18 protein-coding genes are annotated in these 19870 nt (G+C 70.0%); 14 read left to right on the forward strand and 4 right to left on the reverse strand.

Annotated elements, in window-relative coordinates; translation table 11 throughout:
• The first annotated feature begins 358 nt into the window (after positions 1–358).
• The 14 genes from OG241_RS07230 (at position 359) to OG241_RS07295 (ending at position 15217) form a co-directional block, all read left to right on the forward strand.
• Positions 359–766 (forward strand): hypothetical protein, encoded by a 408-nt coding sequence (locus tag OG241_RS07230; RefSeq protein WP_405814380.1) that lies wholly within the window; start codon positions 359–361, stop codon positions 764–766.
• 281 nt (positions 767–1047) lie between these two features.
• Positions 1048–1431 carry a hypothetical protein gene (locus tag OG241_RS07235; RefSeq protein ID WP_405814381.1) on the forward strand — a complete coding sequence of 128 codons (384 nt, stop codon included), beginning with the start codon at positions 1048–1050 and terminating at the stop codon, positions 1429–1431.
• The gene (locus tag OG241_RS07240) at positions 1428–2231 is read left to right on the forward strand and encodes a DUF317 domain-containing protein (protein WP_405814382.1); all 804 of its coding nucleotides are present in this window, start codon (positions 1428–1430) and stop codon (positions 2229–2231) included. The genes OG241_RS07235 and OG241_RS07240 overlap by 4 nt, the downstream gene beginning before the upstream one ends.
• A gap of 26 nt (positions 2232–2257) precedes the next feature.
• On the forward strand, positions 2258–2614 hold the full coding sequence (locus tag OG241_RS07245) for a hypothetical protein (protein ID WP_405814383.1): 357 nt from the start codon (positions 2258–2260) through the stop codon (positions 2612–2614).
• Positions 2605–3426, forward strand: a complete 822-nt coding sequence (locus OG241_RS07250) for a DUF317 domain-containing protein (RefSeq protein WP_405814384.1) — start codon at positions 2605–2607, stop codon at positions 3424–3426. The genes OG241_RS07245 and OG241_RS07250 overlap by 10 nt, the downstream gene beginning before the upstream one ends.
• A 170-nt stretch (positions 3427–3596) precedes the next feature.
• Positions 3597–4013, forward strand: a complete 417-nt coding sequence (locus OG241_RS07255; protein WP_405814386.1) for a hypothetical protein — start codon at positions 3597–3599, stop codon at positions 4011–4013.
• A 2-nt stretch (positions 4014–4015) separates the two neighbouring features.
• Entirely contained in the window at positions 4016–4792 is a 777-nt protein-coding gene (locus tag OG241_RS07260; RefSeq protein WP_405814388.1) for a DUF317 domain-containing protein, read from the forward strand.
• Between the two features lie 32 nt (positions 4793–4824).
• On the forward strand, positions 4825–6621 hold the full coding sequence (locus tag OG241_RS07265) for a type IV secretory system conjugative DNA transfer family protein (RefSeq protein ID WP_405814389.1): 1797 nt from the start codon (positions 4825–4827) through the stop codon (positions 6619–6621).
• An 801-nt stretch (positions 6622–7422) separates the two neighbouring features.
• Positions 7423–8385, forward strand: a complete 963-nt coding sequence (locus OG241_RS07270; RefSeq protein ID WP_405814390.1) for an alpha/beta fold hydrolase — start codon at positions 7423–7425, stop codon at positions 8383–8385.
• A 23-nt stretch (positions 8386–8408) separates the two neighbouring features.
• The gene (locus tag OG241_RS07275; RefSeq protein WP_405814391.1) at positions 8409–9281 is read left to right on the forward strand and encodes a hypothetical protein; all 873 of its coding nucleotides are present in this window, start codon (positions 8409–8411) and stop codon (positions 9279–9281) included.
• Positions 9278–10546 (forward strand): DNA cytosine methyltransferase, encoded by a 1269-nt coding sequence (locus OG241_RS07280; RefSeq protein WP_405814392.1) that lies wholly within the window; start codon positions 9278–9280, stop codon positions 10544–10546. The genes OG241_RS07275 and OG241_RS07280 overlap by 4 nt, the downstream gene beginning before the upstream one ends.
• Complete coding sequence (locus OG241_RS07285; RefSeq protein WP_405814393.1) at positions 10546–11664, forward strand: DnaB-like helicase N-terminal domain-containing protein; 1119 nt, start codon at positions 10546–10548, stop codon at positions 11662–11664. The genes OG241_RS07280 and OG241_RS07285 overlap by 1 nt, the downstream gene beginning before the upstream one ends.
• 65 nt (positions 11665–11729) lie before the next feature.
• A complete protein-coding gene (locus OG241_RS07290) occupies positions 11730–13106 on the forward strand; it encodes a DUF317 domain-containing protein (RefSeq protein WP_405814394.1) in 1377 nt (458 codons plus the stop codon).
• A 368-nt stretch (positions 13107–13474) separates the two neighbouring features.
• Positions 13475–15217: a hypothetical protein gene (locus OG241_RS07295; RefSeq protein ID WP_405814395.1), complete on the forward strand. Its 1743-nt coding sequence runs from the start codon at positions 13475–13477 to the stop codon at positions 15215–15217.
• Between the two features lie 121 nt (positions 15218–15338).
• Here the strand turns inward: OG241_RS07295 and OG241_RS07300 are convergent, their stop codons facing one another.
• From OG241_RS07300 to OG241_RS07315, 4 genes are all read right to left on the reverse strand, one after another.
• Positions 15339–15470 carry a hypothetical protein gene (locus tag OG241_RS07300; protein WP_405814396.1) on the reverse strand — a complete coding sequence of 44 codons (132 nt, stop codon included), beginning with the start codon at positions 15468–15470 and terminating at the stop codon, positions 15339–15341.
• A gap of 118 nt (positions 15471–15588) precedes the next feature.
• A complete protein-coding gene (locus tag OG241_RS07305) occupies positions 15589–16878 on the reverse strand; it encodes an IS256 family transposase (RefSeq protein WP_405812607.1) in 1290 nt (429 codons plus the stop codon).
• Positions 16856–19114 (reverse strand): tetratricopeptide repeat protein, encoded by a 2259-nt coding sequence (locus OG241_RS07310; protein WP_405814397.1) that lies wholly within the window; start codon positions 19112–19114, stop codon positions 16856–16858. The genes OG241_RS07305 and OG241_RS07310 overlap by 23 nt, the downstream gene beginning before the upstream one ends.
• Positions 19115–19320: 206 nt before the next feature.
• Positions 19321–19776, reverse strand: a complete 456-nt coding sequence (locus OG241_RS07315) for a hypothetical protein (RefSeq protein ID WP_405814398.1) — start codon at positions 19774–19776, stop codon at positions 19321–19323.
• Positions 19777–19870: the final 94 nt, after the last annotated feature.

The raw sequence follows: 19870 nt of genomic DNA on the forward strand, positions 1-19870 counted from the left end.
GCCCTGCGCTACCTCGCCCAGCTCGCCGAGCGGGTCGCTGCCGCCGAGACCGGCAGTGCGGTGGCCGAGGTGCTGACCGAGATCGCCGCCCCGGTCAACGGGCTGCTGCCGCTCACCAGGGAAGTGGTCGTCCGGGGCTGGATCGCCGCCAGTGACCTCCAGCGGGCTGCCCCCGGCGAGAAACCCGAACCCCTCGCACGGCTCGGGGACACCGTCAGCTCCCTGAGCCAGGCCGCGCACGTGATCCTCCGCGCCCGCAACCACGCCGCCCGCGCTCCGCAACCGGCGGCCCCCACACCGCCGCCGAGCAACGCCCAGCCCCCGGCCTCCCGCCGCCGTTGCACCCGGGGAGAAACACATGGCCAACCTGGCCGACGAATACGGCACGGACGTCGAGGTCTACATCAAGGCCCTGACGACCACCATCCACGCCGACACCCCCACCGGCGCCCCCGCCGAACTCCACGACCTGCTGGAACAGCTCGGCCTGGAACGCCACGAATACCCCACGGACGCGCCGCTGTACATCTGGCACACCGTGCCCGAACACCTCGATGCAGACGAGCAGAAGCGACTGGCGACCCGCGCCATCCCCGCTCTGCTCCTGGCCGGGTACGAGGTCAACTGCACCCCCGACGTCTTCGACGAAGCCACCTACCGGCAGGCCGTGCACGACATCCGCACCCGTGCGGCCCGCCCTGCCGCGCAGCAACCGGCACCGGCCGGCTCCCCCTCACGCCCCGCACCGGCCCGCCGCACCCCGTAAGGCGCCCGGGCGGCCCCGGCACCCTGCCGGGGCCGCCCGCCCACCGCACCGCTCGATCCCCGGAGAAACCCCGTAGCACCCCGCACACCCCCACCGATCAGCCACCGGCTCAAGCCCCGACTCGCGACGGCCCTGTTCCGCCGCTACCTGCGCGCCTGTATCCCGACCGGCCCCGACCGCGCCTCCCCGCTGGCCGGCGCCCGCCCGGAAGCCGTCCTCGCGGAGACGCAGCGCGTCGGCAACCGCCACCACCACTGACCGTCCCCCTGACCCGGAGGAGCATGTCCCACCCCGCCCCCTACCCGGTGAGACTGGCCGACGAGATCACCCGCCAGCTCGGCCAGCTCGCCGACCACCTCTCTCAGCTCCCCCCGACGCAGGCCGCGCAGGTCATCGCCCGCGTTCTCGACCCGGACGCCGGAGTCCTCGGCGCCGTCACCCACCTCGTCGCCACCGGCAGCGTGTTCGCCAAGGACCAGGCCGAACGAGGCGCCCTCCCCGCGGAGGTATGGCTCGCTCTAGGCCGCGCCTCGAACGAACTGCACGACATCACCCTCGACCTGGACGAACACAAGGACACCCTGCAGCACGTCGGCACCCAGCCCGCCACCACCGCGGCGAAGCCCCCGGCACCCGCACCGCTCGTCGTACGGCGGCACCGGTGAAGGAGAAGCAGTGGCAGGGCTGGGGGCCAGGCGAGCAGGCCGAGCAGCACTATCTCGTCCAGCCCCGTGCCCTCGCCGGCGGCGGCGACGTCCGGCACGTCTCGGAGTTCCTGCGCGCCTCGGGCTGGCGGGACAAGTCCAAGACGAACGGCCCGCTGCTCATGGAGAGCCCCGACCGCACCGTCCGTGTCGCCTACGACCCCTACGTCCTGCCCGGAGGGTGGACCGTTCACGGCCAAGCGGAGGGACCCAGCGGCGCGTGGTCGGCGCACCTGGGCCGGCAGACCCCGGTGGAGATCGTCGCCGGTCTGACCGACGCCCTCACCCGCCCCGGCTCCGCCCACGCTCCCAATGTCTGGGCACCGTTGGAGGAGCAGAACTGGCACACGCGTTTCGAGGGCGAGCACTACACCGCGACCAGCCCCGACGGTGCCGCGTGGATGCAGTACCACCACAGCCCCGACGGCGCGGCGTTGTGGTGGGCCGGAGCGAAGGACAAGCAGGGAAACGGCTGGACGGCCAATTTCACGCCCAACACCCCAATGCACTTGGTGCACGCCTTCTCGGCCGAACTCGCCAACCCGGATCCCGTGATGCGCCCGCGCGGGCGCGTCCCGCACAGCGCACAGGTCCGCACCTGGTCGGTCTCCGTCCAGCCCTCCCAGCTCCGTGCGTGGCAACAGGCCCGGATCACGGCTGCCCGCGCCGCGACCTGGGCCCAGAGCCGCGCCCGAAGCACCCGGCCACGCACCAGCGCACGTCCCCATACGCCCGCCGGCGGCGCACGGACCCGCCGCTGACCCGATGCCCCGTCCCAAGGAGCCCGATGCCCGCACTCACCCCGGACACCATCCGCACCGCGACCGAGACCCTGTCTGACCTCACCGACTACCTGCGCGAGAACCCCGACCCCGTGGAAGCCCTCGCCCTCGTCGAGCCCCTTCTCGATGAGTACACGGGCCTGCCCGTCCAGCTCGCCGACACCCTGCGCGCCCTCGCCCGTACCCTGCAGGAGGCCCCGGACGCCCCGCGCACCGCTCAGGTCGACCTTCTGATCACCGAGTTGCGCACGGCCGCGTGGGAGCAGGCCGACCAGCACACCCTCCACTACGTCCTGGACGACCTCCGCGACCTGTACGGCAACTCCGGCGCCGGTGAGCCGGGGTGCGGCCTGTGCCGCTGAGCGAACGGCAGCTCGCCGCGTTCGCCGACAAGCACGCCGGGCGCATCCCGTTCGACACCAGCCCCCGCCACCTCGCCGGCCCCGGAGACGCCCGCCACGTCACCCACGCTCTGGCCGCCGCCGGATGGAGCGCCGTCTCCGACCCTCTGAGTGCCGAGATCGTCCTGCGCAGCCCCGACCTGCGCCACCGGCTCCAGTTCGACCCGCAGTCCGCCACCTCCGCGTGGTGGCGCCTGCGGGCGGAGTCGACCGACACCGAGCCAGGCTGGTACGCCGAGTTCGGTGAACTCGTGCCCGCCGAGGTCCTCGCCGGCTTCACCGACGCCCTCGTCGTCCCGCCGCCACAGCAGCCGGACCCGTGGCAGCCGGTGACCTCGGCGGGGTGGCACCGCGACGCAGACGGCACAGCGCGCTCGCCGGACTCCATGTGTCACATCGAACTGCGCCCGCTGAGCGAATTCCGCGACCGGCCGTCCTGGCACGTCGAGACCCGTGAGCCCGGCCACGGAGAGTTCCACGGCCCGCGCATCTGGCACGCCTACTTCGACGAGCACACCCCCGCCCACCTGGTCGGATCGTTCCTCACCGCGCTGGCCGACCGCAGCCCCCTCCAGCGCGGGATGTACGACCGCACCGGCCACTACAGCGTGGTGCAGGAGGCCAGCCCACTGCGCCCACAGGAGGTGGTCGACGCGCACACCACCCGTATCGAGTCGCTCCGTGCCCGGGCACTCTCCGCCCGCCGGCAGCAGACGAAGCCCACGACAACCCCGGCAAAGGCTGGCCCAGCCCGGCTGGCCGCTCGCCGCTGAACGGACAGGACTCCCACCTCATCTCCACCGACCACCACGCACACCGCGATTTCCTCCGTCACCTCGACGACTATCTGAGCGACAGCGAGAAGATCCTCGACGCCTGGGACGCCTACTCCGACGAGCACACCGACCTGGACGGCTGGCCCCACGACGATCACGCCTACGGCATGCGCGCGAGCCAGCGCGACGCCGACACCCTCACGGCGTTCGAGCCGCTCCGCTACGGCGCCCGTCACCTGCTGGCCACCGCCGAGACGCAGCTGGCCCTGCTGCGGGAGAACACGGTGCAGAGCCGCTGGGTCTACCAGTTGGGCGTCCTGCGCGGCGCCCTCGACCGGCTCGACGAACTGCACGAGCAGTGGCTGGCCACCCGAGACGCCCTCCCCGCCACCGCCAAGCCCGGCACCGCCGACTTCGACGACGCCCTCGCCGGGCATCACGCCGAATCGTGGAGCTACCTCGATGACTGGGCCACTCACGGCACGGCGCTCCGGGAGATCAACTCCGCCGCTCTCAAGGCCCCTTCGCCTCTGGCCCCCACACCGGTCCCCGCATCCGTCCGGCGGATTGCGGCACGGAGGTGAGCATGCCCTTGAATCCCGAGACCGTCGAGGTCGACCTCATCACACCGCGTCACCTCGCCGGCGGCGGTGACCCTGCCTGGATCACCGTCCCCCTCCACCGCGCCTGCGGCTGGAGCCACGGCAACGACCCCCTGATGCCGCGCGTCCTACTCTCCAGCCCCGACCAGAAAGCTCTGTTGCGTCTGGAGCCCGACCCCGACAGCCAGTGGTGGACGCTCCATCACGCCCCGGAGCCCGGCCGGCCCGCCTGGTACGCAAGCTTCGGCGCCCGCACCCCGGTCGAACTCATCGCCGCCGTCACCGACACCCTCACCGCCCCCGCCTCAGCAGTGAGCGCGTCGTCCGACCCGTACGAACCGCTCCGGCAGATCGGTTGGTCACCGTACGGCGACGACGGCCTCGTCTCGCCCGACAAGGCGGCGTACGTCGAGCGCCTGGGAACGCCCGGTGATCCGGGAGCCTGGTTCGTCACCGTCACGCTCGGCCTGCATCAGAAGGTGTGGCAGGCCCGCTTCGGCGAGCACACTCCCGCGCGCCTGGTCACCGCGTTCACCGCCGCGCTCGCCGATCCGGCCCCCGCAGCGCGCACCGGCAGCGTGCACAGTCTGCCGACCCACGACCCGGACGTCGTCGCACGCCGGACCGCAGACGTGCTCGCCGTACTGGTCGCAGGGGCGCTGGAAGAACGCGTCCACACCCTCGCTGCCCGGCGCACCCTCCCGCCGGCCAAACCGACGGCCGAGACACCTGCGCCGGCCAAGAACGGCCGCAGCCGCTGATCCCTCCGTCCCCGCCCGGAAGCACGTAGCCCTTGTCACCTCCCTCCTCCCCGAACAGTTCCACCGACGGTTACGACCTCGTCCTGCGCCTCCTCCTCGGTGTACTCGCGATCGTCGTCCCCCTCGCCCACCTCGCCTGGCTGTCGGGCAACATCACCGCCTACCTCACCGGGGCCAGCTGGGCGCCGTACCAGCCGACCGCCGCCCTGCTCCACCCGGAGCAGGTCTGGCCAACTGCAGGAGAAACATTCCTGCTGATCGGCGCCCGCATCGTGCCCGTCCTTCTGTTCCTGGCCCTCGGGGCGGCGGTCGGCGTCGTATGGGCCCGGCACAAGAGCTGCGGCGGCGGCCGAAGAAAGACGATCACAGATATGGCCAAGGCCCGGGACATCGAGCCCCTGATGGCCAGGGCGATCACCGCCAAGGCCCGTTCCCTGCGGCCGAGCCTTCAGGACGCCAAGCACATCGACGCGAAGGACACCGGCGTCCTCCTCGGTAACCTGCAGGGCACCAGGCACGAGGTGCGCATGGGGTTCGAGGACGTCGCCGTCGCGATCATGGCGCCCCGGTCCGGCAAGACGACCTCGCTCGCGATCCCCTCCATCCTTCACGCCCCCGGACCGGTGCTGCTCACCAGCAACAAGGCCGCCGGCGATGCCTTCACCACAGCCTACGAAGCGCGGGCGAAGGCGGGAGGGGTGTGGACCATGGACCCGCAGCAGATCGCCCACGCTGCCCGCGAGATGTGGTGGAACCCCCTGGCCGGCGCGACCACCCTGGACGGGGCGAACCGGCTGGCCGGCCACTTCCTCGCCGCGAGCGTCGATGCGTCCCAGCAGGGCGACTTCTGGTCCAAGGCCGGCAGCAACATCCTGTCCCAGCTGCTCCTGGCCGCGGCTCTCGACGAGCGGCCGATCACCGACATCATGCAGTGGCTCGCCTTCCCGGCCGACCGGACCCCGCTCGACATCCTCCGTGATCACGGTTTCGCCGCCGTCGCCGCCCAGCTCAAGGGCACCGTCGAGGGACCGCCCGAGACCCGCGACGGCATCTACGAGACCGCCCGCCAGTACGCCGCCGCGCTGCTCAACTCCGAGATCGCGGCCTGGGTGACACCGCAGAAGAACGTCCCCGAATTCCAGCCGGCGCAGTTCGTCACCTCCACCGACACACTCTTCCTGCTCAGCAAAGACGGAGGCGGCGGCGCCTCCGCGCTGATCGCGGCGTGCGCGGACTCGGTCATGCGCGCCGCGACCGCCCAGGCCGAACGCGCCGGCGGGCGCCTCGACCCGCCCATGCTGGCGATCCTCGACGAGGCCGCCAACGTCTGCAAGATCAGCGACTTGCCGGACCTGTACTCCCACCTCGGCAGCCGCGGGATCATCCCGGTCACGATCCTGCAGTCCTACCGCCAGGGCCAGAAGGTCTGGGGGGACGCCGGCATGGACGCCCTGTGGTCCGCCTCGACCGTGAAGGTCATCGGCAGCGGTATCGACGACCCCGACTTCGCCGACAAGCTCTCCCGTCTGATCGGCGACCACGATGTCGAGACCACCTCGACCTCGCACTCGGAGTCCGGCAAGTCGACCTCCGTGTCGATGCGGCAGGAGCGGATCCTGCCGCCCGACGCGATCCGTGCCCTGCCCAAGGGCACCGCGCTCTGCTTCGCCACCGGTATGCGCGCCGCTATGCTCGACCTGCGTCCCTGGTATCTGGAGCCCGGCGCCGAGGAACTGTCCGCCGCCTCCGCCCGCGCGTCCAAGGCCATCACCGCCCGCGCCATCGCCAAGCACGCACCCCGGCAGGACGACTACGGCACGGCCGCCTGACCGGGCTGCGCCACACCCCCGGATCGCGCTCACCGCACCACAACCCTCCGAAGCACCATGGCTCTCACCAACCACCACGACGCCTTCATCGGCTCGACCGCCAACGGATGGATCATTGCCGCCCCGGATGCGCGGCGGGCGCCGTAGAAGGCCGTTTTCCACAGCGCCACCCCCGCCCACCTGGTCGTGGCCCCCGCCACGGCGCCAGCCGATCCGGCGCCGGTCTCCCGTGAACGCGCCTGCGTGCCGCGCGAGTGCCACGCCCACCTGCGCCCGCTGATGCCAGACGCCCCCGCAGCACGCTGGACTGCGGCGGTGCCCACGTCGCGGGACCTCTCCCGTGCCCGGGCGGCTCGCGGTCCTGCGCTGGCAACCGTCAGCGTTCCGCGCCGGTCGACCACGACACGGCCGCCCGCCGTTGCTGCCCCCGCCATCAAGCCGGGCCCGCGCCGCTGAGCATCCCCGCCGGGATCCAGCGCAACACGGCCGCCGAGGCCCACCGCGCGCTCACACGCCACCAGCCCAGCCACAAGCGCCTCCTCGCCACTTCCGACGGCAACGGCACCGCCCGGCCGTGGTACGAGCCGGTACCCGGCAGCGCCACCCCCGTCCCGCCGCCCGAGCACGCCGCCGAAGACTCCGTGCGGCGCTGACTGCCCGCGCCCCTTCGGGGCCGCCTCCCCGGCATCCGCCCGCCCCACTGCGGCAAGCGCAGTGCGGTGCCGAACCGCCGGTTCCCCCAACCCGGCGCGGACGGCGAACGGCTGCCCCCTACTGATCCCCCTTTTGGAAGTCCTACCTGTGCGCAACCCTCCGTCCGCCACCGAGGTGTTGTCGGTCTCCGCCGCGGACGGCACTCGCCTGTCCGTCTACCGCGACACCCCGGTGCGCCCGCGTCCCGGCGGCGCGACGGTCGTGCTGGTGCACGGCGCGTCCGTCACCGCCGACCTGTGGCGCCACCACGCCCGGCACCTGACCGGCCTGGGCCTGACCGTCGTGCGCTACGACCAGCGCGCGCACGGCCACACCCCGCGCGGCCAGGCGCCGCTGACGATCCGGCAGCTTGCCGACGACCTGCACCAGATCCTCACCAGCATCGTCCCCGCCGGACCGCTGGTCCTCGCCGGCCATTCCCTGGGCGCCCTCGTCCTGCAGGAACTCGCCGCACTGCACCCCCAACACCAGGCCCGCGTACGGGGCATGGTGCTGCTGTCGGCCACCGCACGCGGGGCGAGCGTGCTGCCCGGCCGCAGTCCGCGTGCCCTGCTGCTGGCCGCCGGACGCAGCCTGTTCGCCCTGACCTGCACCCACGCTCCCCGGGCTGTGGACCTCCTGCGGCACCGGCTGCCCAGCGCACACCCCTACAGCCTCGCGACCCGCCCCGACCGGCCGGCCGACGGGCCACCGCCGTGCCGCCACGGCATCCGCCACACCCACACCCGCGATCTCGCCGACCTGTGGCAGTGCCTGCGCGCCTACGGGCCGCGCGACGCCACCGTGCTCAACCAGTTCGGTGACCGACTCCTGCTGATGGCCGGCGCCGACGACCGGCACATCCCCGCCGCCCACACCAGGCAGATGGCCGCCCAACTCCCCGCCGCCCGCCTGGAGATCCTCCCCCGCACCACGCACGCGCTGCCCATCCGCCACCCCGCGCTCATCAGCGACCGCATCGCCCGCCTCGCCGCCGATCCGGGCCCCCACCCTCCTCACCCCCAGGACCGATCATTTCCGAACTCCCTGCCTTCCGGGCAATTTCACTAGGTGCCGGTATCCAGTCCAGCGCCATGCTCGCCCTCTCCGCACAAGGCATACTCCCGAAGGTCGACTACACAATTTTCGCCGACACGGGCTGGGAGCCAAGAGGCGTCTATTCCCATCTCGACCGGCTGGAGCGAGAAATAGCCGGACCCGCAGGCATACCCGTTCTCCGCGTATCGTCCGGAAACATACGCAAGGATGCCCTGGACCCCGACCACAGGTTTGCGTCAATGCCGCTCTACGTCCTGAACAAGGACGGAAAGCCGGGTATGACCAGGCGACAATGTACCGGGGAATATAAAATCAAGCCGATCAAGAAGAAGGTCCGCGAACTACTCGGATATCCCTATCCGACACGCATCCCCAAGGGAATCTTCGTCGAGCAGTGGGTCGGCATCTCCACCGATGAATTCCACCGGGCCAAGGACGCCGACGTCAAGTACATGCGCAACCGACACCCGCTCATCGACATGGGCTGGTCGCGGTCCGACTGCGTCCGCTATCTGACGTCGCTCGGTCTGGCCGACACCCCGAAATCGAGCTGCCTCGGGTGCCCTTTCCACGGAAACGCCCAGTGGCGGAACATCCGCGACAACTCCCCGGAGGAATGGGAGGACGTGGTGGAGTTCGACGCGGCCATCCGCAAGGGAAACGCGCGCGCCAACGCCACCGGCAACCGTCTGCTCGGCGAGGCGTTTCTCCACCGTTCCCGCGTCCCTCTCAGCGAAGCTCCCATCGATCACGTGACCGCCGCCGAATGGGCGGCGATGCAGCAGGAACTCACCGAGAGCGGACCGGACCTTCAGGAGCTGGAGCAGGGCGTCGTCGACGGCTGTTCCCCGTGGGCCTGCCGCGGTGAAGCCGAGCCGGTACAGGACGACTTCGGACTGGCCTCTTGACCATCCTGGACCTGTTTGCGGGGCCGGGGGGATGGAGCCACTCGCTTGACGTCCTCGGCGTACGGGACGTGGGCCTGGAATGGGATGAGTGGGCCTGCAAAACCCGTGCGGCGGCAGGGCAGTTGACGATTCGCACCGACGTGGCGCTGTATCCCGTCCGGCCCTTCCTCGGAAAAACCGCCGGGCTCATCGCGAGCCCGCCCTGCCAGGCATGGTCCATGGCCGGCAAGCGCCTCGGCCTGGTGGACCAGCCCCTGGTCCACCAGGCGGTCGCCGACCTCGCCACCGGCCGCGACACCCGCGCACAGCTCCTGGCCGCCTGCCGTGACGAGCGCTCCCTGCTGGCGGCCGAGCCGATGCGCTACCTGCACGCCCTCAACACGGTCGGCGAACCGGAATGGGTGGCCATGGAGGAGGTCCCCGACGTGCTGCCGCTGTGGCGCCAGTACGCGGCCGTCCTTCGCAGCTGGGGTTTCTCGGTCTGGTACGGGATCCTCAATGCCGCCGACTTCGGCGTTCCGCAGACGCGGAGGCGGGCGATCCTGCTCGCCTCCCGGGTCCGTACGGCACAGCCTCCAACGCCGACGCACTCCCAAGTCGCTGAGCCCGAATCGCTGTTCGGTCCGGGCCGCGCCCGCTGGGTGAGCATGGCTGAGGCACTCGGGTGGGGCGCGACCGACCGGCCTGTCCCCACCGTGTGCGCCGGCGGCGGACCCGGCGGCGGACCCGAGCCTTTCCCTTCGGGCTCCCGAAAGACGCTGTCCAATGCCCGGGAACGCGGCACCTGGATGCCCAGGCCGGGCGGAGTGGTTCTGCAGTCCCGCCGCGAAGGCGCAGGGTGGGCAGCGCGCCACGGCACCGACCGTGCCGCCGGCGCTCCGGCGCCGACGTTCACCGCCCAGGCCCACCGCTGGTCCTGGTCGCTGCGCAGCAACAACCAGGCCAACGCCACCGTCCGGTCCATCGAGGAGCCGGCGGGAACGCTGTTTTTCGGACACCGCGCGAACGAGTGCACGTGGGTCGCAGAACCAGCCGCTACGCGAACGCAGGACGCGGAGGCCCCCGCTGTGCCGGAGCCGATCCGGATCACCGCCCGCGAGGCGGGCCTCCTGCAGACCTTCCCCGCCGACTACCCCTGGGCCGGCAACAAAGGCCAGGTCTTCGGCCAGATCGGCAACGCGGTCCCACCGTTGCTCGCCGGCCACCTCCTCGCCCCGCACCTCGGCGTCACCCTCGACCCCGACGATTTCACCTTGGCTGCCTGATGCCCCACAGCCCCGAACCCGACGAAGACGACCTGCCCGACACACATCCGCCGCCGCCCGTGCACTACGCCGAGCAGGCCCTTCTCGGTGCCCTCCTCCTCGCCCCGCACCGTCTCGGCGACGTGACCGGGATTACCGCCAACTCGTTCTCCACCGCCGCGCACGCCGCCCTGTTCGCCGCGATCAGCACCCTGCCCCCGCCCGATCCGACCGAACACGCGAAGAGCACCAACTGGCTCGACCAGCTGCTCGCCGCAGGCCGCGAGCAGGCGCACGGACTGACCGCCTCATACCTGCACGCCGTCATCCAGATCTGCCCCTGGCCCCGCCACGCGTCGGCCTACGCGCGCATGGTCGAGGCCGAACACGCCCGCCGCCGTCTGCAGGCCGCCGCGGAACACCTCGTCCAGACCGTCCACGATGTCTCCCTCCCACACCCCGTCCAGACGGTGCTCGCCGAGGCCGACGTGCTCGCCGCAGTCGTGGACGACATCGCGAGCCGCTTCCCGCCACGCGCCGGCGTCCTGCCCCGCACCACGGCACCGCCGCCGACCGTCGCGCCCGACTACACCGAGGCGGTCGAGGAGGAGCAGCTGCTGCTCGCGACCGCCACCGCGTACCCCGCAGATGTCGAATCCGTCCGGTGGCTACTCCCCGAGGACTTCAACCGGCCGCTGCACGCCGGGCTGTGGCAGTGCCTGACCACCCTCGCCCGCCGCCGCGAGCCCGTCGACCCCGTCACCGTTCTGTGGGAAGCCCAGCAGCGCGGTCTGCTGGACGACGGAAGCGAACCGGGCGAGGTACTGCGCCTGCTGGCCGAACCGGCCGGCTCCGTGGAGCACTGGGGCGAGCGGGCCCTGCAGCGTTCTCTCCTGGCCACCGCCGAGCACACCGGCCGGCACATCGAGGCGTACGCCGCCGACCCGGCGAACACCCCGTTCCAGCTCGTCGTCGGCGCCCGCCGCTCCCTCGCCGACATCGGCGCCGTCCGCACCCGCTGGCAACACGCCACCGGAACGATCCCGCCGCAGCGACCGCGCCCGGCACCCACCACCCGTGCCGGCCCGCCGACCACCACGCCCGCGCACACCACCCGCGCCGCGCGAGCAACCCGATAGCCCCCGCACACGCCGGTGGCCGGACCCGAAGGCCCGGCCACCGGCAGAAGAGACGACACCCCAACGTGACTCCCACCATCGACGCCCACGTCCGCCTCGACAGCCACCCCACCCATCCCAGCGCCGTGACCGCCGTCCTGACCGGCTCCCAAGCCCACGTTGCCCATCTGGGCCTGGAAGCTGCCGACTGGACGGTCGTCGCTGACAACGTGCTGGTCCTGGTCCGCATCGACCATGAGGAGCCCTACTGGGCCCAGGACGCGGCCAAGCACCTGTCCGCCGAAGGCATCGCCGTCGAGATCACCCCCCGGCTCCGGGAGGCCATGGACGAGGAATGGACCTGGGCCAACTACCCGATGTCCTGGTGCACCCGCAGCGAAATCCGCGCGGTCTCCAACGAAGCCCAGAAGATCCACGACGACATCCGCCACGGCCAGCTCCTCATCCACGCCCACGCCCACGCCCACGACGGCCACACCACCGTCGCCGTCGGCACCTACCTCTCCCGGGGCGGCACGTCCGTCTACCTCCACGGCGAGGACCACCTGCGCCAGATCGCCGACACGTTCGACTCCCCAGCCCAGGCCCTGCTCGCCTTCGAGAAGGTCCACGGTGGCGACATGCTCCCCGGCGCGGCGCCCCTGACCGAAACCGAACGCGCCGCCGCCGAGGCCCGTGCCACTTTCGACCTCACCCCGACCACGGCCGAACCGTCCCACCCGGAGCCGGAGACCGTTGCGGCCTACCTGGCCGATGCCGGCGACCACGACGCCCTGCTCGACGCCTTCCTCGATACACACGGCGACTGGGAGAAATGGCGCACCTGGGACGACAACACCACCATCGCCAACCACGAATCACTCACCCTCCGGGCGCTCTTCGACCACGAGGCCCAAGGGCGCGATACCAAATGGACGCTCGTGGCGTACGAGACACCGGTCAGCGAGCGCCTGTGGCACGCCACCGCCACCGCTGCCGCCCCCGCCGAGATCGTGCTCGCCCTGCTCAACTCCGCCGCCAGCGAGTCAGCATGGGGTCCAGCCGCCAGCATCACGGAGACCACCCTCACGCAGGCGACGCGCCCGCTCGCCGACGCGGGCTGGCAGCAGACCATCGAAGGCCGCTACATCCGCTGGGACGCTCCCGGCGAAGAAGCCGCAGGCATCCAGTTCGACGCCTTCGCCGCAGGACAGCGCCCCGGCAGCGCTCTGCCGACCTGGACGGTGTGGGGCGGCAACGCCATCCACCAGCCCACCTGGGCCCTGGAACTGTCCACGCACTCCCCGGCACCCCTTCTCCAGGACATCGCCTTCGAACTCGCCGAAGGACATGGCGTACGGACCGTGCGACCGGCGCCTGCGGAAGGCCAGGCTCCGCGCACGATCCAGGCCGGCGCAGCGCCTGCGCTGCCAGAACCCCTCCGCTCCAGGCGGAGCCGGTGACTCCCCACCCTGGCAAGGTGACGACGTCCTGAATCGGTCGGGGAGTCTTCACAGGTAGTGGCCGTCCCGTGCGCGGAGTTCATCCGCGGGCCCGATACGCCTGCCCGCACCCGCCGCCGGCCCTGAGAGGACCGGCCGTCCTCCGTTCGGGGGAACTCTCCTTCCTCACGCGCCCCGAGCTTGCGTCGGCACAGGGCGGCACGGTTGTCTGCTGCCTGCCTGGCTGTACGTGGCGGCCAGTTCCGGGTGGCGCGAACCGACCCTGTCACCGACGGAGAACACCTCTTCAAAGAATGTCAGCACGGGCCGTTGGATTCTGCTCTTCACGCACCTCCTGCCGGGTCGGGGCAGGAACAAAGGAGAGCGTGATGCTCATTGAGCAGTACGTCGTCGACGTCCGCCGCCAGTTCACCGGCGAGAGCCTGATGGGAGCCCGAGATCGCCTGAGTGATCTTCGGGACTGGTCCAAGCTGCTGCCCGCCGCCAAGAACAGCGACCAGGCCCGGCTGGAGTCCTACCTGCTGCAAGCTCTCGGCGGGGGGCGTGGACGTCACCCTCTGGGCATCAACGAAGTCGTCCCCTACGCCGACCAGTTGGTGCTGCGCCTGGAGTCCGAGGAACTGCTCGCCCCGCTGCTGCTTCTGCTGCCTCACCGGGACAGACGCAGGTCCCGGCACGGCGTCGTCGACCTGCGGGCCTCAACCGTTCCCCGGGGCATCGAGCTGGTCCTCGGCAGAACTGGTGGCGGACGCGTCGTGGTCCTTGGACCCCAGGACTGCCCTCTTGCCGCCGCTCTGGACGCGCACCGGCAACAGGTGGAGGGCCGGGGACACGTGCCGTTGTGGACCAAGGACACCCCACACGACCCGATGCCGCGGCCCATGCGCCGCAGCCGCCCCGGGCAGACGACAGGCAAGACGGCCAAGCCCGTAGACCCGCACACCGTCCAGCCACGCCTGGCCAGTGCGCTGCTGCGCCGTCTGCATCTGTGGAACTCCCTTGCCGCCGGCAGCACGGTGACCATCACCGCCGAGCCGCACAAAACAGGGCTGGCCTGGACGGTGCAGCGCTGCCTGCCGAACAGCCACCGCATGCACGACGACAACGTGACGACGGCACTCGCCGAATCCGTAGCCGGACCAGGGCTGATCGCAGACGCCGACGGACACCGCTGCAACCAGCTGCAGTGCGTTCAGACCTTCAACTCGGCACGGCTCACCGTCCACACCGTGCACGGCACAGACGACCGCCCCGCTCGACGGCCCGGCCGTGCCCGCGCCCATGTCCTGTCCACGTTCCTCAAGGAACCTCACCCCGAAGCAGATACTGCCGGTGCAAGCCGTGCAGGACACGTACTCCAGCTGCTCGATCCCTGGGGAGACGGCCCGACGGACGCCGCCGAACAACTCGCCGCCGTCTGGGCGCACCAGGGGCTCCACACACTGGTGCTCCGAGTGGACAGTAAGTATCCGCACGGTCTGGCCCCAGCCTCGTGGCATCGTGCGCGCCTGACGGGCGGATCCGGCGCCATGTTCACAGGGACGGCCGACTTCATGGGCGACGCCCTCGAGACCGCCCTCGCCCGAGCACGCGCGGAGTTCGACCACATCATCATGGTCAAGCTCCACTGGTCGGACATGCCCCTGCTGGGCTTCTCCCCACTGGCCGACGACCACCTCGTCGTCACAGGCAGCACGTTCCCGAAAACGACAAAGAGCACCACAGCGCAAGCCGGGGAACTGCAGCGCCGCACCATCCCCCTCACTCCCGCCGAATCCGCCATGGCCTGGCTGCACCGTCGCCTGGCGAGGGTCCCCTTCGCCGACCTACCCATGACGGGCCTACTCCTTCAAGGCCCACACGAGGAGCCCGGTCCGGACGCCTTCGACTCCATGGTGGATACCGAGCTCGCCCGCCACGGAATGCCGGTACTGGGCAGGCTTCCACAGCCGTCACGCCGCAGCCCGCACCGCACAGTCCTCGACCATCTCCCCACAGAACAGCGAGCGTTCCTCATCGAGCAGAGCACTCAGATCCGTCGGGGCCTTGGCCCGGCACGAGCGGACGCAACCGTGTTCCTCACGGCCCTGCGCGAGTACGCCGAGTTCTGACACGGACACAGCGCCCCGCCCCCGATCCGGTCCATGGCCGTATCGATGGGGCGACCTCAAGACGGCCCCACCGATCCGTCACACGAGCTGCGGGAGGGTTCAACCTGTTATCAGCCGGCGCTCAGTCCCCTCTCGAACTCAAACGCGACTGGAGCAGCTCTCCCAGGCGTTCGAATTCCATGTTGTACCAGTGCAGGAACGCCTTGCGAGCGGCGACAGTGATCGGGTGTTGGGGATCGAGCACGCGGTCCATCAGCGGTAGTAGACCGGCCATCATTGTTATGGCCCCTGCCGTGTCTCCCATCTTTCCCCGCCAGTGGGCAAGGTCAACAGGGTCTGTCAAACGAGCGGTGTAACTGGGGTTGTTGGAGTTACTGACGGGCTGCCGAGAGGCGGCCGTCGAAGGTGATGTCGAAGGCGTTGAGTGCGGTCTTCCAGCGCATGGTCCAGCGGGCTTGTCCCTTGCCGGTGGGGTCCAGGGACGTGATGGCCATGTAGACGCACTTCAATGCGGCCTGCTCGGTGGGGAAATGTCCGCGGGCTTTGACCGCCCGCCGGATCCTGGCGTTGACGGACTCGATCGCGTTGGTGGTGCAGACGATGCGCCGGATCTCGGTGTCGAAGCGGAGGAACGGGGTGAACTCCTCCCACGCGTTCTCCCAGAGCCGCACGATCGCCGGATACTTCCGGCCCCAGGCATCGGCGAACTCGGCGAACCGCTCGAGTGCGGCCTCCTCGGTCGCCGCGGTGTAGACGGGCTTGAGGACGCGGGCGATCTTGTCCCAGTCCTGGCGGGCGGCATAACGGAATGAGTTCCGCAGCAGGTGCACCACGCAGGTCTGGACCGTGGTGCGGGGCCAGACGGCCTCGACCGCGTCAGGCAGGCCCTTGAGCCCGTCGCAGACCAGCATGAGGACGTCGTTCACACCGCGATTCTTGATCTCGGTGAGGATGTGCATCCAGTGCTTGGCGCCCTCGCCGCCGTCGCCCGCCCACAGCCCGAGGATGTCCCGCCGACCCTCGACAGTGACCGCCAGGGCCACGTAAATGGGCCTGTTGGCAACCGCCCCGTCACGGATCTTCACGTGGATGGCGTCAATGAAGATCACGGGATAGACGGCGTCGAGGGGCCGGTTCTGCCATTCGGCCATCCCGTCGAGAACCTTGTCGGTGATCGTTGAGATCGTCTGCCGGGACACCTCGGCCCCATAGACTTCGGCCAGGTGGGCCTGGACCTCACCGGTCGTCAGGCCCTTCGCCGCGAGCGAGATGACCATCTCGTCCACGCCGGACAGACGCTTCTGCCGCTTCTTGACGATCTTCGGCTCGAAGCTGCCTTCCCGGTCGCGGGGCACGGCTATCTCCACCGGGCCGACATCGGTCAACACGGTCTTGGCCCGGGTGCCGTTCCGTGAGTTGCCGCCGTTCTTCCCGGCCGGATCGTGTTTGTCATAGCCGAGATGGTCGGTGATCTCACCCTCGAGAGCGGACTCCAGGAGCCGCTTGGTCAGCTGCTGGAGCAGCCCGCCCTCGCCGGTCAGCTGAAGGCCCTCGGCCTGAGCCCGGCCCACCAGCTCGTCAATCAGTCGGTTGTCCACAGACTTCGCCGGCGCCTCAGACGGCTCGACGGCCTCGGGCTCAGTCACGTTGTTGCTGGTCATCGATGCATCTTCCATGATCGGGAGTTACACCGAACGTTTTACAGTCCCGGTCAACACGAGTCGTGAGGGTCACTGGATGGTGTGCTCCCATGACCTGATGCATGTCGGGCAGCAGGGTGGCTAGTTCAACCGCGGCTCTCGGTGCATCTCCTGCGCTTCCCCGCCAGTAGGCAAGGCTCGCACGGATGCTCAGGATGTTCGGGTGGTGGGCGCCGAGAACCCGCTCTATGCCGGGAAGCAGCTCAACGAGCAGCGCGACGGTATTCGCGGCGGCTGCGACGGTGCCTTCCGACCGGCCTTGCCAGGAGGCGAGGCTGGCGCGGGTGGTGAGAGTTTCGGGGTGGTCGGGGCCCAGCACTCGCAGGCGGTCATTCAGGAGGTCTTCGAATGCGGCGGCTGCCCCCTGCGCATCGCCAGCTCCTCCTCGCCAGGAGGCGAGGCTGGCGCGGGTCGCGAAGGTTTCGGGGTGGTCGGGGCCCAGCACTCGCAGGCGGTCATTCAGGAGGTCTTCGAATGCGGCGGCTGCCCCCTGCGCATCGCCAGCTTCTCCTCGCCAAAGGGCGAGGTTGTTCCGGGCGGCGTGGACGTCTTGGGAATCGCTGCCCAGAAGCTGCTCGAGTTCCGGGATCAGGGCGGTGTACGCCTGCGCGGCTCCGGACGGATTCCCCGCCACACCCTGCCAGTCGGCAACAGCGGCGTACGTGACGAGACTGGTGGGATGCCGGGACCCCAGCATCCTGCGGCGGGTTTGCAGTAGCTCGGCGAAGGCGTCAGCTGCTCCTGCGGCGTCTCCCGCCCTTCCTCGCCAGGTCGCGAGTTGGCTCCGGACACTAAGGACGTCAGCATGGTCGGCGCCCAGATGGTGGCGTGCGGTGCTCGCGAGGCGAGCGAAGTAGTCGCGAGCTGCAGCTGGCTGACCGCCCTCGCCCAAGCTGTTGCCCACCTTGAGCAGCACAGGGCGAAGGTGGGGTCGGCGCAGCACCTCCTTGTCCTCGTCGCTCAAGCTGTTGCCTAGCTGCACCAAGTCGGGACGAGTATGTGGCTGGTACAGCGTCTCTTCCGCGTGGCTGGTCAACGCGCTGGCATTCGCCTGCAGACTCTGGATGAGAGCGGTGTCGCGTTCGACATGAGGCCAGGCGGTGAAAAGTGCATCGGCGGCGATGTGGGCCACATGCCGATGCTGGTTGTCGGTGAGGCGGTCGCGGATGTTGCGCTGGATGACCTTATGGACACGGGCGCTCTGGTGAGACTGATGCGGATTGTGGTCTAGAAGACTGAGACGGTGCAGCGCTCGCAGGGCCCCGAGCGCGTCGTCGGGGGTGATGTCGGACGCCGCCGACTCGGTGACCGATTTTCCCTGCGCGCGGTAGTGAGCGAGGTAAGCGAGAGCAGGCCAACTGGTCAGGACACTCATCGGAATGCCGCTCGCATCGAGCATGGCCGCTAGCTGCAGCATTGGCTGGGCTAACCCCTTGGGTGTGAGCCCGTTCGCATGGTCGAGGGACAAAGTCCAAGCCGCCCCCACAGCCCGTGTGGAGTCCTGGTCGTCAGGAAGAGCGTCAGGGGTGAGGTCGGCCAGGGCAGTAGCACGGTCGGCGAGCCTGGCCCGATAGGTACCGCACCCGGGTGGGCCGTCAACGGGCAGAGCCGTGTCGATGATGTATGCAGCAGCCTGTGAGAGCGCCAGCGGGAGGTGTCCGAGGTCGGCCGCCACGGCGGCCATGTGCTCGGGTGGCTCATGCCGGCCAGCGGCAGCCAACCGGTCGGCGAGGTAGGCGGCGGACTGTGCCGCGTCGAACAGTCCGAGTGTTAGCTCGAGTCCGCGCCCGGTCAGAGCGGCATCGCGACGGCGCGTGGTCACCAGGACCCGACCGGCGGAACTTGCGGGAGGCCACAGCCCCCGTAGGTCGGCCGGGTTGACTACATCATCTAGCACAACTAGCCACCGGCACGGAGAGGTCTGGCTGGCCTTCGGCTCCAGCCATGCCAGAAAGTCGGCGGCTGCCTGTTCCGCGTCGGCATAGGGGGTGGCCATGACCCCGGCGGCTGCCTGCGCGTACCGGTCGACCACTGCCGAACGAGTGCTTGCGTCGACCCAGACAAGTAGGTCTACTGCGCCGGTCTGCTGGGCACGGCGCGCGTAGCGCGCGGCTACCTGGGTCTTGCCGACCCCGCCCATGCCGATCAACAGGTGCTCTCGTGCCGTGGTGTGCCAGCCGGACAGTGACCGTTCCAATTGCCGTAGAGCGTCGCGCTGTTGGAAGCCGTCCGCCTGGCGGGGGAGGACCCCGACCTGATGGGGCCAGGAGACCGGCCGTCGTGGCGGGGCATTCATGTAGACGGCAGCAATGGACTGTGCGGCGACGCTGCCGTGCTGGGCCCCTAGTGATGGATGGAAGGAGGCGTGGTGGTCGACCGTTGTTATGCCGGGTGCGGTTATCCCTACTCCGAGCCCGGCACCGTAGGGTTTCCCAGCGTCACGTCCCTCATCACCACGGCAGCTGCCGAACCGTGGCTGGCCTTGATGTCCAGGTTACCGCCGACGGCCACCCCTGCGTGATCTGCCAAGGCACCGGGGGCCGGGGAGTGTGCAGACAGGATCGCGCTGAGTTCGGCCGCGGCCTGCTCCTGTGCATCGTCATCCAGGGTTTCCAGCAGGCTCTCGAAGCGAGTCCGCCAGACGGCCATCACCTGGTCCGAGATGGCATTTGGGCCAGCAGAGGCGAGTTCGGTGGCACTGTGGTCCAGCCGCTCAAGAGTGACTCGTTCGCGTTGCGCGTTGCCGCGGCCGAACCACCGAGCCAGCGCCGAGCGGAGCCCTGTCCACGCATCTGTCCCTGCAGCCTGCGCAACAGCGCTGCCCCCGGCCGCAGCTATCGCCGTTAATGCGTCGATCATCACCCTCAGAATCCCATCGTTACTGTGTGTCCATGGCCTAGACCGTTGCTGATGATGCCTCTCTCAGTACACGTGGGAACACGAGAGACAGTTC

The sequence above is a fragment of the Streptomyces sp. NBC_01390 genome (assembly GCF_045040105.1).
Taxonomy (GTDB): domain Bacteria; phylum Actinomycetota; class Actinomycetes; order Streptomycetales; family Streptomycetaceae; genus Streptomyces.